This is a genomic window from Streptomyces sp. NPDC085944 (assembly GCF_040686295.1).
Lineage (GTDB): Bacteria > Actinomycetota > Actinomycetes > Streptomycetales > Streptomycetaceae > Streptomyces > Streptomyces salinarius.
The window spans coordinates 58,531-73,848 of the sequence record NZ_JBFBJX010000018.1 but is presented as its reverse complement, the minus strand read 5'-3'; the positions used below and the strand labels follow the sequence as shown (position 1 = coordinate 73,848).

The following is a 15,318-nucleotide window of genomic DNA, read 5'->3' as shown; positions in this document are numbered from 1 at the left end:
CGCCGTGGCGCTCAGACGCGACGCAGTACGGCCACCACCTTGCCGAGGATGGTCGCGTCGTCACCGGGGATCGGCTCGTAGGCCGCGTTGTGCGGGAGGAGCCAGACGTGGCCGTCCTCGCGCTTGAAGCGCTTGACGGTCGCCTCGCCGTCGAGCATCGCGGCCACGATGTCGCCGTTCTCGGCGACCGGCTGACGGCGGACCGTGACCCAGTCCCCGTCGCAGATCGCGGCCTCGATCATCGAGTCGCCGACGACCTTCAGCACGAACAGCTCACCGTCGCCGACCAGCTGCCGGGGGAGCGGGAAGACGTCCTCGACGGACTCCTCGGCGAGGATCGGGCCACCGGCGGCGATGCGCCCGACGAGCGGCACGTACGACGCGGCCGGCTTTCCGGCGGTGTCCGTGGGCTGCACCGAGGCGGCCTGGTCGGAGCCACGCACCTCGTAGGCGCGCGGGCGGTGCGGGTCCCGGCGCAGGAAGCCCTTGCGTTCCAAGGCCATCAGCTGGTGTGCCACGGAGGAGGTGCTGGAGAGGCCGACGGCCTGGCCGATCTCCCGCATCGACGGCGGGTAACCGCGCCGCTGCACGGAGTCGCGAATGACCTCGATCACCCGGCGCTGGCGGTCGGTGAGTCCCGAGCTGTCCGCCCGGATGCCGGGAGGTCGCCCCGGCAGGGAGCGCTTGTGCCCCTCGGGATTCGTGGCGTCGTTCATCGCGTGCACCGGCTCAGGTCGGCCCTGGGGGCGTTCCTGGGCAGTGATGGTGGCACTGTCGGCGGTGGTGGTCACGTCGGCCCCTCTCGATGGTCTCCCTGCTGCACAACGGTAGTAGCTTTCGAAAGGTTGCGCCAAACACACGTTCGAGTGAAAATCCGCGATTCTCTCGCACGTATTGCATGTCTGGGTGTATGGCTACCGTTGTGCCTGGCGGACAAAAGGGCCTATTGCTGTACTCTTCACCGCCGTGGTGACAGCCTCCGGGTTGTCGCTCCAGTCTGCCATCCGGCATCCCGTTCGACGGGGCGGGTCTCCCATCTGTTGCGGTAGCCCCACGCCCCCTCCCCGCGGTGCCCACGGTATCTCCGCATGCGCGCCCTTCGGGGCCCGGGGTGCGCGCGGGCGCGACACGCGTGCAGGGCGTGGATGTATGAGCCAATCCCCACATCTAGTGGTTGGATTGCATCAGCAGCCCACAAGTTGTGGTCCCCCGGGTCTTCGGGCCCGTCGCGATCGCCTATGCTGGGGGCTGCTTCGAGGGACCTGAGGGGCCTTTCGAGGCCGTTGAGTCTGCTGTGAGGAGGGTTCGGAGTCCATGCACTGCCCCTTCTGCAGGCACCCCGACAGCCGTGTCGTCGACAGCCGTACGACCGACGACGGCACGTCGATCCGCAGGCGCCGCCAGTGCCCTGACTGCTCCCGTCGGTTCACGACCGTGGAGACGTGCTCGCTCATGGTGGTGAAGCGGTCCGGGGTCACCGAACCGTTCAGCCGGACCAAGGTGATCAACGGGGTGCGCAAGGCCTGCCAGGGCCGGCCCGTCACCGAGGACGCGCTCGCACAGCTCGGCCAGCGGGTCGAGGAGGCGGTGCGGGCCACCGGAAGCGCCGAGCTGACCACCCACGACGTGGGACTGGCCATCCTCGGGCCGTTGCAGGAACTCGACCTCGTCGCCTATCTGCGATTCGCCTCGGTCTACCGGGCGTTCGACTCGCTCGAGGACTTCGAGGCCGCGATCGCGGAACTGAGGGAGACGACGGGGCGTCCCGGCGGAGGCGACGGCACCCGCGCGGGGAGCCAGGAGAACGACCGCGGGCCCACGGGGGCGGGACAGGTCCCCGAACCCGCAGGCGCCGCCGACTGACCGGCGGGCCGGACCCGGACTTCGGCGCCCGGGCCCGGCCGGACGGCGGCGAACAGAGACCTGTTGCGGGCGCAGCGAGAGATGCCCGCAACACCAGACAGAACACCGTGCCCACGGGAACAATCGGGGCACTTCAGGGCGTTTTCGCCCGTACAGGGAGGCGGCATGACAGAGACGGCGAGCGGTCCGGCACGGAGTTCCCGCGCCAAGGGCACCAAGGCGGGCAAGGGACTCCGCGTCGAGCGCGTCCACACCACTCCCGGCGTCCACCCCTACGACGAGGTGGCGTGGGAGCGTCGTGACGTCGTCATGACCAACTGGCGCGACGGCTCGGTCAACTTCGAGCAGCGTGGCGTCGAGTTCCCCGAGTTCTGGTCGGTGAACGCGGTCAACATCGTCACCAGCAAGTACTTCCGGGGTGCCGTGGGCACCCCGCAGCGCGAGGTGAGCCTCAAGCAGCTCATCGACCGCATCGTGAAGACGTACCGGAAGGCCGGCGAGGACAACAAGTACTTCGCCTCGCCCGCCGACGCCGAGATCTTCGAGCACGAGCTGGCCTACGCCCTCCTGCACCAGATCTTCAGCTTCAACAGCCCGGTGTGGTTCAACGTCGGCACGCCCCAGCCGCAGCAGGTCTCCGCCTGCTTCATCCTGTCCGTCGACGACTCCATGGAGTCGATCCTCGACTGGTACAAGGAAGAGGGCATGATCTTCAAGGGCGGTTCCGGCGCCGGCCTGAACCTCTCCCGGATCCGCTCCTCCAAGGAGCTGCTCTCCTCCGGCGGCAACGCCTCCGGCCCGGTCTCCTTCATGCGCGGCGCCGACGCCTCCGCCGGCACCATCAAGTCCGGCGGCGCCACCCGTCGCGCGGCCAAGATGGTCATCCTCGACGTCGACCACCCCGACATCGAGGACTTCATCGAGACCAAGGTGAAGGAGGAGGAGAAGATCCGCGCCCTGCGCGACGCGGGCTTCGACATGGACCTGGGCGGCGACGACATCACGTCCGTCCAGTACCAGAACGCCAACAACTCGGTCCGCGTGAACGACACGTTCATGAAGGCCGTCCAGGACGGCGGCAAGTTCGGCCTGACGTCCCGCATGACCGGCGAGGTCATCGAGGAGGTCGACGCCAAGGCGCTCTTCCGCAAGATGGCCGAGGCCGCCTGGGCCTGCGCCGACCCGGGCATCCAGTACGACGACACCATCAACGCCTGGCACACCTGCCCGGAGTCCGGCCGCATCAACGGCTCGAACCCGTGCAGCGAGTACATGCACCTGGACAACACGTCCTGCAACCTCGCCTCGCTGAACCTGATGAAGTTCCTGAAGGACGACGGCAAGGGCAACCAGTCCTTCGACGCCGAGCGCTTCTCCAAGGTCGTCGAGCTCGTCATCACCGCGATGGACATCTCCATCTGCTTCGCGGACTTCCCGACCCAGAAGATCGGCGAGAACACCCGAGCCTTCCGCCAGCTCGGCATCGGCTACGCCAACCTCGGCGCCCTGCTGATGGCGACCGGCCACGCCTACGACTCCGACGGCGGCCGCGCCCTGGCCGGCGCCATCACCTCCCTGATGACCGGCACGTCGTACCGCCGCTCCGCCGAGCTCGCCGCCATCGTCGGCCCGTACGACGGCTACGCCCGCAACGCCAAGCCGCACCTGCGGGTCATGAAGCAGCACTCCGACGAGAACGCCAAGGCCGTCCGCATGGACGACCTCGACACGCCGATCTGGGCCGCCGCCACGGAGGCCTGGCAGGACGTGCTCCGCCTCGGCGAGAAGAACGGCTTCCGCAACTCCCAGGCGTCCGTCATCGCCCCGACCGGCACCATCGGTCTCGCGATGTCCTGCGACACCACCGGCCTCGAGCCCGACCTGGCCCTGGTCAAGTTCAAGAAGCTGGTCGGCGGCGGCTCGATGCAGATCGTCAACGGCACCGTGCCGCAGGCCCTGCGCCGCCTGGGCTACCAGGAGGAGCAGATCGAGGCGATCGTCGCCCACATCGCCGAGCACGGCAACGTGGTCGACGCGCCCGGTCTCGCGCACGAGCACTACGAGGTGTTCGACTGCGCGATGGGCGAGCGCTCCATCTCCGCGATGGGCCATGTCCGCATGATGGCCGCGATCCAGCCGTGGATCTCCGGCGCCCTGTCCAAGACGGTCAACCTGCCGGAGTCGGCGACCGTCGAGGACGTCGAGGAGGTCTACTTCGAGGCGTGGAAGATGGGCGTCAAGGCGCTCGCCATCTACCGCGACAACTGCAAGGTCGGCCAGCCGCTCTCCGCGAAGACCAAGTCGGCCAAGGACGAGAAGGCGGAGATCACCGAGAAGACCGAGGCGGCCATCCGCGAGACGGTCGAGAAGGTCGTCGAGTACCGCCCGGTCCGCAAGCGCCTCCCGAAGGGACGCCCCGGCATCACCACGTCCTTCACCGTCGGCGGTGCCGAGGGCTACATGACCGCCAATTCCTACCCGGACGACGGTCTCGGCGAGGTCTTCCTCAAGATGTCCAAGCAGGGTTCGACCCTCGCGGGCATGATGGACGCCTTCTCCATCGCGGTCTCCGTCGGCCTCCAGTACGGCGTGCCGCTGGAGACGTACGTCTCGAAGTTCACCAACATGCGCTTCGAGCCGGCCGGCATGACGGACGACCCGGACGTGCGGATGGCGCAGTCGATCGTCGACTACATCTTCCGCCGCCTGGCGCTGGACTTCCTGCCCTTCGAGACGCGCTCCGCGCTCGGCATCCACTCCGCCGAGGAGCGCCAGCGTCACCTGGAGACGGGTTCCTACGAGCCGTCCGACGACGAGCTGGACGTCGAGGGCCTGGCCCAGTCGGCGCCGCTCGCCCAGGTGAAGGCCGTCGCCACGCCGAAGGCCGAGGCGGAGTCCGCCAAGCCCGCGCCGCAGCAGGCGCACACCAGCGCCGAGCTGGTGGAGATGCAGCTGGGCATCCAGGCCGACGCCCCGCTGTGCTTCTCCTGCGGCACGAAGATGCAGCGCGCCGGCTCCTGCTACATCTGCGAGGGCTGCGGCTCGACCAGCGGGTGCAGCTGACCCGTAGCCGCTCGTAGTGGCTCATGAGTGAGGGGCGACCGCCACGGCGGTCGCCCCTCACTCATGCCCGGCGCCGTCAAGGCCGGTGCCGGGCGCCCATCACACGGGTGAACGTCGAGGGGTCCCCCTCGAAGCCGTGCACGCCGGACCGGAACTCCCACGCCCCCGTCTCGTCCCGGACGAACTCCGCAACCGTCGCCGCCGTGGCGTCCAGGACACCGGTGAAGTCCTCCGAGGCCAGGTCCGTGTAACCCTCACGAATGCGCAGGCCCGGGTCGGCGACCCCGGCGAAGGTCCGCTCCTCGGTGTGCTGCTGGATGACGACGCCGACCACCACGCGCGCGTAGCGGTCGGCGAGCCGCTCCAGCTCCAGCGTCATGACCTCGTCGAACCCGAGGCCCTTGCCGTCCTTGCTGTCCCGGTCGAGATAGATCGTGCCGTCGGGCGAGCGGCTGTCGAAGTGCACCAGATAGGCCGGAACGCCGTACGGATCGTCCACCGTGTAGGTCCCGGCGACGAGGTCCAGGTCGGTGGCCGGCTGTCCCGCCGGACTCGGGTCCCACCGCAGCGCGACCTCGGCCTTGCGCATGCCCTTGCTGACGCCGTTCACAGACTTCCCCTTCCCAGGTCCCCCGCCCTGCCCGGCTCTCCGAACTGCCGGGCGGTGACGGCCGGTTGTCCATCCTGCCACGCACCGGGACGGGGGTGCGGGCAAGTGGTCCCGCGGAGAGTGACCGGTGCCACGTGCCCTGGCCTTACCATGGCGCGGTGCTGGTCAAGTGGATTCGCTGCACCGTGGTGGACCGCCGCGGTTTCGAACGGGGGCAGCGGAAGTGGGCGGGGCTTCCGGGGGAGCCGGGTTTTCGGGGACAGGGGGGTGGCTGGAGCCGGACGCGGCCGGACGTGGCGCACGTCTTCGCCTTCTGGGAGAGCCGTGCCTTCTACGACTCCTTCATGGCCCGTTCGCACGACAGGCTGGCCTCGGCCCAGGCCGGCACCTTCAAGGACGCCCAGGTCAGGCTCTTCGACCACCGGTTCGACGTGAAGACCGGGTTCGAGCCGCGGTTCACCGACGCCGACCTGCTCCGGGTGGCGCTGTGCCGGGTCCACGAGGAACGGGCCGAGCACTACGTCCTCATGCAGGAGAAGGTCTGGAACCCGGCGATGGCGGGCTCGCCGGGCATGGTCCGCGGCCTGTTCGGCGAGGCCCCCGGAGACGCCTACAACGAGTACCTCGTGCTGTCCATGTGGCTGTCGGCCGCCGAGCACGGGAAGTACCGCACCGAGCGCATCGAGCGGCTCGCTCTGCGCGCCCGGACGGAGGCCGACATCACGGCCCTGACCGGCGACATCGTGCAGCTGGAACCCTCCTGGACCGTTTGAACCCTCCGCCCGGCCTGCCGCCCGGGCGCGGAAGCTGTTCGACGTGGGTGTGATGTACGCCGTACAGGGGCCGTACGAGTGCTTGGTTCCGGCCGTCTCGATCTAGGGTTCTGGCATGGCACGACCACGGCGCATCGTTCTTGTCCGGCACGGCGAGTCGACCGGCAACGTCGATGACACCGTGTACGAGCGCGAACCCGACCACGCGCTGGCCCTCACGGACCGGGGCCGGGCGCAGGCAGCGGAGACCGGCAAGGCGCTGCGCGAGGTGTTCGGCCGCGAGCGGGTCAGCGTGTACGTCTCGCCGTACCGCCGCACCCACGAGACTCTCCAGGCCTTCCACCTCGAACCGGACCTGATACGGATCCGCGAGGAGCCCCGGCTGCGCGAACAGGACTGGGGCAACTGGCAGGACCGCGACGACGTCCGGCTCCAGAAGGCCTACCGCAACGCCTACGGGCACTTCTTCTACCGCTTCGCCCAGGGCGAGTCCGGCGCCGACGTGTACGACCGCGTCGGCAACTTCCTGGAGAGCCTGTTCCGCAGCTTCGAGGACCCCGACCACCCGCCGAACGTGCTCCTGGTGACCCACGGACTCGCCATGCGGCTGTTCTGCATGAGGTGGTTCCACTGGACGGTCGCGGAGTTCGAGTCGCTGTCCAACCCCGGGAACGCCGAGATGCGGATGCTCGTTCTCGGTGAGGACGGCAAGTACACCCTTGACCGGCCCTTCGAACGCTGGCGAGATCCGGAACCGTACGGGATCACCGGATAGAGTGGCAGGGCGATGACCGCTCATTCTTCTTCCGACGGGCGCCTGGACCGCGCCCTTTCCAGCCTGCGCGGACTGTCGGTGGGGGACGCGCTGGGCTCACAGTTCTTCGTTCCCGCGAACTATCCGCTGCTGGGACGCCGTGAGCTGCCGCCCGGCACCTGGCAGTGGACGGACGACACGGAAATGGCCTGTTCCGTGGTCTCCGTCCTGGCCGCCCACCACCGCATCGACCAGGATGCGCTGGCGCTCTCCTTCGCCCACCACCACGACTTCGACCGGGGCTACGGCCCTGCGGTCAACCGGCTGCTGCGGCTGGTCCGGGAAGGCGGCGACTGGCGCGAGCTGGCCGCGGCACTCTTCAACGGCCAGGGCTCCTGGGGAAACGGCGCCGCCATGCGCATCGCCCCGCTGGGTGCCTGGTACGCGGATGATCCGGAACAGGCGACCCATCAGGCGGAGATCTCCGCCTACCCGACGCACCAGCACCGTGAGGCGGTGGTCGGGGCCATGGCCGTCGCGGCGGCCGCGGCCCTGGCCGCCGATCCGGCCGGTCCGCCCCCGGCGCACGCGCTCCTCGACGGGGTGATCGCGCTCGTACCGAAGAGCGCGGTGGGCGCCGGACTGCGTCGTGCCCGGGACATGCTCGACTACGGCGACGCGGCCACGGTCGCGGCGGTCCTGGGCTGCGGCCGGCGTACGACCGCGCACGACACGGTTCCCTTCGCCCTCTGGTCCGCGGCCCGCGCCCTCGGGGAGTACGAGACCGCGTTCTGGACGACCGCGCAGGTCGGCGGAGACGTGGACACGACCTGCGCCATCGTGGGCGGTGTGGTCGCGGCGGGCAAGGGCGGAGCGCCCCCCGCCGAGTGGGCGGGACGGGTCGAGGCGCTGCCCGCCTGGATGACGGCGGGCGCCTGACCGGATCCGCGAGCCGGCCGGGCGGGCCCCGGCGAGCGTGCTGGGCGCCCGCCGCTGGCTTCCGCCCGGCCCGCGGTGTCGTGGGATCAGCCCATGCCCGGACCCGCCGAGCCGGACAGGGCCTCCAGGTCGTTCTTGCGTACCCGGATCACCAGCCACGCCGTGGCCAGGGCGAGTACGGCCATGGCGGCGGCCGGGACGAAGGCGGCCGAGATGCCCTGCGCCAGCACGTCGTGCGACCACGGGGCGGGCAGCTGGTGCGTCTGGGCGAACTCCGCCTTCTGCTCCGGTGATCCATTGGTGAGGAAGTCCGGTACCTGCTTCTCCGCCTCGTTCTTGCCGGCCGTGCCGAAGACCGTCGTCAGGATGGCGAGACCGATCGATCCGCCCACCTGCTGCATCGCGTTGAGCAACCCCGACGCCGCGCCCGCCTCGTGCTGGGCGACCCCGGAGACCGCGGTCAGGGTCAGCGTCACGAAGTTCAGGCCCATGCCGAAGCCGAAGATCAGCATCGGCCCCAGAATGCCGCCGACGTACGAGCTGTCGGCGCTGATGAGGGCCTGCCAGCCGAGCCCGACCGCGGCGAGCGTGGAACCCGCGATCATGAACGGCTTCGGGCCGAAGACGGGAAGGAACCGCTGCGACAGGCCCGCACCGAGCGCGATCACCACTGTGACCGGCAGGAAGGCCAGGCCGGCCTCGATGGGCGTGTAGCCGAGCACGTTCTGCACGAACAGCACGATGTAGAAGAACATGCCGAACATCGCAGCGGCCAGGCTCAGCATGATCACGTACGTGCCGGAGCGGTTGCGGTCGGCGAACATCTTCAGCGGGGTGATCGGTTCCTTGGCCCGCTGTTCGATGAGGACGAAGGCCAGCAGCAGGACCGCCGCGGCCGCGAACGAGCCGATGGTCAGGTTGTCCCGCCAGCCCTCGTCCGCGGCCCGGATGAAGCCGTAGACGAGAGAGGCCATGCCCGCGGTGGAGGTCACCGCCCCGGCTATGTCGAAGCGGCCGGAGTGGCGTTCGGACTCGCTGATGTAGAGCGGTGCGAGCACGGCGATCAGCACACCGATCGGCACGTTGACGAAGAGCACCCAACGCCAGTCGAGCCACTCGGTGAGCATGCCGCCCGCCAGCAGGCCGATGGCGCCGCCACCCGCCGAGACGGCGGCGAAGACGCCGAAGGCCCGGTTGCGCTCCGGTCCCTCGGGGAAGGTGGTGGTGATGAGGGCCAGCGACGTGGGCGACGCGATCGCGCCTCCCATGCCCTGCAGGACCCGCGCCGCCAGCAGCTGCCAGGGTTCCTGGGCGAAGCCGCCGAGCAGCGAGGCGAAGGTGAACAGCAGGATGCCGGTCATGAAGACCCGACGCCTGCCGAGGATGTCACCGGCTCGGCCGCCGAGCAGGAGCAGGCCGCCGAAGGTGAGCGTGTAGGCGCTGACGACCCAGGTGAGATCGGTGGTGCTGAACTCGAGCGCGTTTTGAATGTGCGGGAGCGCGATGTTCACAATCGTCGCATCGAGTACGACCATGAGTTGACAGGCCGCGATGACGGCGAGTGCGATGCCGGGATGTCCCTCCCGGCGGGCCGCTCCCGGCTTCTGGTCTTCGATCAGAGAAGAGGTTGTCACTGTGTGTCCCCCACGAATGAATTAGTGAACGCTCGCGTTCACTGTTGCTTCAACGTTAGTGACCCGGCGACAGTGAACGCAACCGTTCACTTGCTGAGGTGTCGCGCGTCCGATCCCCCGTTGCGGCCACGCGAGACGCATCTCGTCCCCGAATGTTCGTTTTCACCGTTTTTTGGAGACCTCCGACATGGTTGCTTCGCACTGGGCGGCCGCCTCCGCCCAGACGCCCTCCCGTCGGCGTGGCGCGGTCCTGGAACGCGCCATCCTCGAGGCCGCGCTGGACCAGCTCGGCACCGTCGGCTGGAACGGCCTGACGATGGAAGGTGTGGCCGCCGGTGCGCAGACCGGCAAGGCGGCCGTCTATCGGCGCTGGCCCTCCAAGGAGGATCTCGTCGCGGACGCGCTGCTGTCCGGGCTGCCGGACTTCGACACGGTCCCCGACCTCGGGAGTGTGCGCGAGGACCTGCTGGAGCTGTGTCGCAGGGCGCGCGACGCGATGTTCTCCCGACCCGGATTCGCACTTCGTTCGGTGATTCACGAATGCGACAGCATGCAGGCAGAACGCTTCCATGCGGTGATCATCAAGGGGGTGGTGGAACCGACCCTCACGATGATCTGCGAGGTCATCAACCGTGGAATGGAGCGGGGAGAGGTCCGTCGCGACGCGGCCAACGGATATGTCTTCGACGCCATCCCGGCGATGATGATGTACCGCTCGAAGATTTGTGCAAGTGAATGGACGGACGCCGAGCTCGAGGAAATGATCGACCAGTTGATGGTCCCGCTGCTGCGTCCCGACGCTCCCTGAACCGGGCCGCCGACGTGGTCTGAGCCGATCGGGGAACCGGGGTGTCGCACGGGGAACGCAGCGGCGTAGGCTAGGGGCGCCATGCCGTACGAACCACCTACTCACACCGTCGAGCGCTCCCTTCGCGCCACGACCGGAGCGAAGATCATTGCCGGTGTCGACGAGGTGGGGCGCGGCGCGTGGGCCGGTCCGGTCACCGTCTGCGCCGCGGTCACGGGACTGCGGCGGCCCCCGGCCGGTCTGACCGACTCCAAGCTGCTCACCGTCAAGCGACGCACCGAGCTCGCCGTGGAGTTGCATACCTGGGTCACGTCGTACGCCCTGGGGCACGCCTCTCCGGAGGAGATCGACGCGCTGGGCATGACGGCCGCGCTGCGGCTGGCGGCGGTGCGGGCCCTGGAGGCCCTGCCGGTCCGCCCCGAAGCCGTCATCCTCGACGGCAAACACGACTATCTCGGGGCCCCTTGGCAGGTTCGGACGGTGATCAAGGGCGATCAGTCCTGCGTCGCCGTCGCGGCGGCCTCGGTGCTCGCCAAGGTCCAGCGCGACAAAATGATGGCCGAACTGGGTGTCGACCATGCAGACTTCGGTTTTGCGGACAACGCCGGGTATCCGTCGCCCGTGCACAAGGCCGCACTGGAGGAGCGGGGCCCCACCCCGCACCACCGGTTGTCGTGGGCGTATCTTGATGCGCTGCCCCAGTGGCGGCACCTCAAGAAGGTCCGCAGTTGGGTGGACGGAAGCGCTCCGGAAATCGAGGGTCAGCTCGGCTTCGATTTCTGACGGTTCGGCCCGCAGGCATGTGCCACCCGCCGACGCGAGCCGCACCAACGTTTGATAAACATCAGCTCATGCCTCTCATTCCCGAGGAGCCTCAGATTCACGAGAAGGCCCAGGGTCCCCGCGCCACTCCGGCCAGTGGCCGCACCGCGCCGACCCCCCGCCCCGTACCCGGCCCCCGTCCCGCGGCACCGCCGCGCCCCGGCCGTCCCGGCCCGGTGCGCCCGGCTCCGCCGGCCCAACGCACGTCGCGCGACACGGCCGCGGCCAAACCCGGCCCCGTGGGTCCGGCTGTTCCGGCCGCTCCCGCCGCCCCGGCCGCCGCGCAGATCCAGCTGATCCCGGCCACGCCGGACGGCGCGCTCGACGCCGCCGAAGAGGCCGTCGACCTGCTGCTGGACTCGGGCCGCACCCCCGGTGACGTGCTGGTGATCACCACCGGCGACCCCCACCCGTGGGCGGCCCACGAACTGTCCTTCGGCGATGCCGCCTACTGGGCACAGCACGACGCGGGCGACGACGTCTTCTACGCCGACGCCGCCGTCGCGGACCGTGCCGCGTCGCGGGCCGTGGTCGTGGTCGCACTCAACGGCGGCCCCGAGGCCGCCGCCGTCACCGCCCTGACCGTGGCCCACTCCCGGGCCGGCGCCCTGCTGATCGTCTGCGGCGACCCGCAGCGGATCAACTCGGTGCTGGGCGCGGGCGTCTGAGCCCGTTCCACCGAGTGCGGCGGCCTGCGGCGCGTCACGGAAAGTGCCGGGCCGCGGCCCCCGCACGGCGCGCTCCCGCGGGCCGCGCGCACCTGACGTCCCTCCGTGCCCGCACCGGCTCGGACCGACGAGCTGAGCCGGTGGATGCGCGCCGGCCGCCGCGGGACGGGCGGCGTGCGGGTGTCGCCGGTTCCGGCGCACCCCGATCCGGTCGCACGCCGGCCGGATCGGGGGCGAGCCGTGTCACCGCTCGGATGGGCCCGTCGTGGTCCCCTGCTCCTCGCCGCCGGGGTGCTCAGCGGGCCGCGGCGCGGCGCAACACGTCCGAGGCGACACCGCCGGTGCGGGGTGGCGGAGGCGGCGCCTCCGCCGTGGCGAAGGGCTCCGGCACCGACGCCGCGTTGGGCCGGCGCCCGCCGCGGCCCTCGCCGAGCACCTGCCAGCCGTCCCGGGTCAGCGTGATGTACGCGCCGCAGCGCAGTCCGTGCAGCGTGCACGCGTCCCGCAGCCCCCACATCCAGGCGCCGTCCTCCTGCGTCCAACGCGCGTCGCCCTCACGGCAGTAGAGCAGTACGGCGGTGCGCACCGGCGTGCGGCGCCGCAGGTCGTGCGGGATGACGCGGCGCAGCTGGGAGAGCAGCGCGTTGCGGAACATCCAGCCGTCGGCGGGGGACCGGCGGCTGGTGAACGAGGCGCTGGCGCGCAGTCGTTCGTCCGGGTCGAGCACGGCCACGACCGCTGTCGCCGGTTCCGGCCGGTGTCGGGAGTGCAGCCCGCTGACGACCTCCCGAGGATTGCGCAGCAGCGGGATCCCGGCGGCGGCCCACTCCGCCGGTTCGAGCATGCGAGTGGCGGAAACGGCGGACGACGAAAACGAGGCCGCCGAGGACGGAGCGAATCCGAAGGTCACGTTCCTCCCTTCGGCTACGCGCCCACACTGCGGGCAGGGTCGGATTCGGGGAGCACGCACCGCAGCCAAGCCCTGCCGGATCACGGAGGGCCGTGCGGGGAGCGGACTTCGATTCTTCCTGTCGAACTGGGATGCGGCAACGAGCAATTGAGACCGAGGCCCCATATCGGCTGATGTGCGCTCTATATCCCTACCCGGAGCGCCGCCGGGCGACGCATGGGACGCGGCACGCGTCGTGCCCGTCTCCGATTCGCCGATTGTCAGTGCCATCGGGTTGCATGGGGGCATGGACCACGAGGAACTCCGTACCGAAGCCGACGCCGTCCTCGCCGAGCTGGTCGGTGATCGCGAGGGCACGGCACGGCTGCGCGAGGACCAGTGGCAGGCGGTGGCGGCCCTGGTGGAGGAGCACCGGCGCGCCCTCGTGGTGCAGCGCACCGGCTGGGGAAAGTCGGCCGTGTACTTCGTCGCCACCGCGCTGCTCCGCCGGCGGGGCGCAGGCCCCACCGTGATCGTCTCGCCGCTGCTGGCGCTGATGCGCAACCAGGTCGAGTCGGCCGCGCGGGCGGGGATCCGGGCGCGCACGATCAACTCGGCCAACCCGGAGGAGTGGGAAGCGATCTACGGGGAGGTCGAGCGGGGGGAGACCGACGTCCTCCTCGTGAGCCCGGAACGCCTCAATTCCGTGGACTTCCGGGATCAGGTACTGCCGAGGCTCGCGGCCACGACCGGTCTGCTCGTGGTGGACGAGGCGCACTGCATCTCCGACTGGGGCCACGACTTCCGCCCCGACTACCGTCGGCTGCGCACCATGCTGGCCGAGCTGCCGGCCGGGGTGCCGGTGCTGGCCACCACGGCGACCGCCAACGCGCGGGTCACGGCCGATGTGGCGGAGCAGCTGGGCACGGGCGGCGGGGACGCCCTGGTGCTGCGCGGGCCGCTCGACCGGGAGAGCCTGCGGCTGGGCGTGCTCGAGCTGCCGGACGCGGCGCACCGGCTCGCGTGGCTGGGGGAGCGGCTGGGGGATCTGCCCGGCTCCGGGATCATCTACACGCTGACGGTGGCGGCGGCCGAGGAGGTCGCGTCGTTCCTGCGACAGCGCGGGCATCCGGTGGCCTCCTACACGGGGAAGACGGAGAACGCCGACCGGCTTCAGGCAGAGGAGGACCTGCTGGCGAACCGGGTGAAGGCGCTCGTGGCGACGTCGGCGCTCGGCATGGGCTTCGACAAGCCCGATCTGGGGTTCGTCGTGCACCTGGGGTCGCCCTCGTCGCCCATCGCGTACTACCAGCAGGTCGGACGTGCGGGGCGCGGCGTGGACCATGCGGACGTCCTGCTGCTGCCGGGGCGGGAGGACGAGGCGATCTGGGCCTACTTCGCCTCGGTGGGCTTCCCGCCGGAGGAGCAGGTGCGGCGCACGCTGGCGGTGCTGGAGGACGCGGGGCGGCCGATGTCGCTTCCGGCACTCGAACCCTTGGTGGATCTCCGGCGGTCGCGGCTGGAGACGATGCTCAAGGTCCTGGACGTGGACGGCGCGGTCAAGCGGGTGAAGGGCGGCTGGGCCGCCACGGGCCGGCCGTGGACGTACGACGCGGAGCGGTACGCGTGGGTGGCCCGGCAGCGGCAGGCGGAGCAGCAGGCCATGCGGGACTACGTGGCGTCCACGGGCTGCCGGATGGAGTTCCTGCAGCGACAGCTGGACGACGACAAGGCGGCTCCGTGCGGCCGCTGCGACACCTGCGCCGGACCCTGGCTCGACCCGGCCGTCCCGTCCGCGGCCCTCGCGGCGGCGACGGGCGAGCTGGACCGTCCCGGGGTGGAGGTCGAGCCGCGCAAGATGTGGCCGACCGGGCTCGCCGCGGTGGGCATGGACCTCAAGGGCCGGATTCCGGTGGGCCAGCAGGCCCTCACCGGCCGGGCGCTGGGGAGGCTGTCGGACATCGGCTGGGGCAACCGGCTGCGCCCGCTCCTGTCGGCGCAGGCGGCGGACGGACCGGTCCCGGACGACGTGCTGGACGCCGTCGTGACGGTGCTGGCCGACTGGGCCCGCTCCCCGGGCGGTTGGGCCGACGGCTCCCCCGACGCGGTGGCGCGGCCCGTGGGCGTCGTCGCCATGCCCTCCCGCAGCCGTCCCCAGCTGGTCTCCTCGCTGGCCGGCGGAGTGGCACGGGTCGGCAGGCTCCCGCTGCTGGGCAGCCTCGCCCACACCTCCCACGCCGACGCCTACGCCGCCCACCGCAGCAACTCCGCCCAGCGGCTGCGCGCCCTGGCGGAGTCGTTCACCGTGCCGGACGAGCTCGCCACGGCCCTGGCCGGCATCTCCGGCCCGGTCCTGCTCGTCGACGACTTCACCGACTCCGGCTGGACGCTGGCCGTGGGCGCACGCCTCCTGCGTCAGGCCGGTGCCGGCCAGGTGCTTCCGCTGGTCCTCGCCCTGGCCGGATAGGGCGCCCGCGGGGCGTGGTGATGTGTCC

13 protein-coding genes are annotated in these 15,318 nt (G+C 70.6%); 9 read left to right on the top strand and 4 right to left on the bottom strand.

The features are described from left to right. Window positions 1-11: 11 nt before the first annotated feature. Window positions 12-791, bottom strand: coding sequence for a transcriptional repressor LexA (lexA, locus tag AB0P07_RS29715; RefSeq protein WP_365555968.1), 780 nt, complete (start codon window positions 789-791; stop codon window positions 12-14). 523 nt (window positions 792-1,314) lie between these two features. On the opposite strand from lexA, the gene nrdR reads away from it, so the two are divergent. Both nrdR and AB0P07_RS29705 read left to right on the top strand, forming a co-directional pair. Next, complete coding sequence (gene nrdR, locus AB0P07_RS29710; RefSeq protein WP_365555966.1) at window positions 1,315-1,863, top strand: transcriptional regulator NrdR; 549 nt, start codon at window positions 1,315-1,317, stop codon at window positions 1,861-1,863. Window positions 1,864-2,028: 165 nt separating this feature from the next. After that, complete coding sequence (locus AB0P07_RS29705) at window positions 2,029-4,926, top strand: vitamin B12-dependent ribonucleotide reductase (RefSeq protein WP_125628513.1); 2,898 nt, start codon at window positions 2,029-2,031, stop codon at window positions 4,924-4,926. A gap of 76 nt (window positions 4,927-5,002) precedes the next feature. Here the strand turns inward: AB0P07_RS29705 and AB0P07_RS29700 are convergent, their stop codons facing one another. Then, complete coding sequence (locus tag AB0P07_RS29700; RefSeq protein ID WP_365555963.1) at window positions 5,003-5,536, bottom strand: TerD family protein; 534 nt, start codon at window positions 5,534-5,536, stop codon at window positions 5,003-5,005. A 158-nt stretch (window positions 5,537-5,694) separates the two neighbouring features. Here AB0P07_RS29700 and AB0P07_RS29695 point away from each other — a divergent pair, with 158 nt between their 5' ends. From AB0P07_RS29695 to AB0P07_RS29685, 3 genes are all read left to right on the top strand, one after another. Continuing rightward, entirely contained in the window at window positions 5,695-6,309 is a 615-nt protein-coding gene (locus tag AB0P07_RS29695; RefSeq protein WP_365555961.1) for a YdbC family protein, read from the top strand. 115 nt (window positions 6,310-6,424) lie between these two features. Continuing rightward, window positions 6,425-7,084, top strand: coding sequence for a histidine phosphatase family protein (locus tag AB0P07_RS29690; RefSeq protein ID WP_365555959.1), 660 nt, complete (start codon window positions 6,425-6,427; stop codon window positions 7,082-7,084). Between the two features lie 12 nt (window positions 7,085-7,096). Next, window positions 7,097-8,002, top strand: coding sequence for an ADP-ribosylglycohydrolase family protein (locus AB0P07_RS29685; protein ID WP_365555957.1), 906 nt, complete (start codon window positions 7,097-7,099; stop codon window positions 8,000-8,002). Between the two features lie 86 nt (window positions 8,003-8,088). Here the strand turns inward: AB0P07_RS29685 and AB0P07_RS29680 are convergent, their stop codons facing one another. Beyond that, the gene (locus AB0P07_RS29680; protein ID WP_365555956.1) at window positions 8,089-9,636 is read right to left on the bottom strand and encodes an MFS transporter; all 1,548 of its coding nucleotides are present in this window, start codon (window positions 9,634-9,636) and stop codon (window positions 8,089-8,091) included. Between the two features lie 187 nt (window positions 9,637-9,823). Between AB0P07_RS29680 and AB0P07_RS29675 the strand changes: the two genes are divergently transcribed. From AB0P07_RS29675 to AB0P07_RS29665, 3 genes are all read left to right on the top strand, one after another. After that, complete coding sequence (locus tag AB0P07_RS29675) at window positions 9,824-10,444, top strand: TetR/AcrR family transcriptional regulator (RefSeq protein WP_365555954.1); 621 nt, start codon at window positions 9,824-9,826, stop codon at window positions 10,442-10,444. An 81-nt stretch (window positions 10,445-10,525) separates the two neighbouring features. After that, window positions 10,526-11,227, top strand: a complete 702-nt coding sequence (locus AB0P07_RS29670; protein WP_102927156.1) for a ribonuclease HII — start codon at window positions 10,526-10,528, stop codon at window positions 11,225-11,227. 68 nt (window positions 11,228-11,295) lie between these two features. Continuing rightward, window positions 11,296-11,934 carry a hypothetical protein gene (locus tag AB0P07_RS29665; RefSeq protein ID WP_365555951.1) on the top strand — a complete coding sequence of 213 codons (639 nt, stop codon included), beginning with the start codon at window positions 11,296-11,298 and terminating at the stop codon, window positions 11,932-11,934. A 295-nt stretch (window positions 11,935-12,229) separates the two neighbouring features. Here the strand turns inward: AB0P07_RS29665 and AB0P07_RS29660 are convergent, their stop codons facing one another. After that, complete coding sequence (locus AB0P07_RS29660; protein WP_061442161.1) at window positions 12,230-12,844, bottom strand: hypothetical protein; 615 nt, start codon at window positions 12,842-12,844, stop codon at window positions 12,230-12,232. Window positions 12,845-13,130: 286 nt separating this feature from the next. Here AB0P07_RS29660 and AB0P07_RS29655 point away from each other — a divergent pair, with 286 nt between their 5' ends. Beyond that, window positions 13,131-15,290 carry a DEAD/DEAH box helicase gene (locus AB0P07_RS29655; protein ID WP_365555949.1) on the top strand — a complete coding sequence of 720 codons (2,160 nt, stop codon included), beginning with the start codon at window positions 13,131-13,133 and terminating at the stop codon, window positions 15,288-15,290. The last annotated feature ends 28 nt before the right edge of the window (window positions 15,291-15,318 follow it).

Bases quoted from the DNA above. Each gene is read 5' to 3' on its own strand.
- AB0P07_RS29670 (WP_102927156.1), top strand. From the start codon at position 10,526: ATGCCGTACGAACCACCTACTCACACCGTCGAGCGCTCCCTTCGCGCC.
- AB0P07_RS29690 (WP_365555959.1), top strand. From the start codon at position 6,425: ATGGCACGACCACGGCGCATCGTTCTTGTCCGGCACGGCGAGTCGACC.
- nrdR (WP_365555966.1), top strand. From the start codon at position 1,315: ATGCACTGCCCCTTCTGCAGGCACCCCGACAGCCGTGTCGTCGACAGC.
- AB0P07_RS29705 (WP_125628513.1), top strand. From the start codon at position 2,029: ATGACAGAGACGGCGAGCGGTCCGGCACGGAGTTCCCGCGCCAAGGGC.
- AB0P07_RS29675 (WP_365555954.1), top strand. From the start codon at position 9,824: ATGGTTGCTTCGCACTGGGCGGCCGCCTCCGCCCAGACGCCCTCCCGT.
- AB0P07_RS29685 (WP_365555957.1), top strand. From the start codon at position 7,097: ATGACCGCTCATTCTTCTTCCGACGGGCGCCTGGACCGCGCCCTTTCC.
- AB0P07_RS29665 (WP_365555951.1), top strand. From the start codon at position 11,296: ATGCCTCTCATTCCCGAGGAGCCTCAGATTCACGAGAAGGCCCAGGGT.
- AB0P07_RS29655 (WP_365555949.1), top strand. From the start codon at position 13,131: ATGGACCACGAGGAACTCCGTACCGAAGCCGACGCCGTCCTCGCCGAG.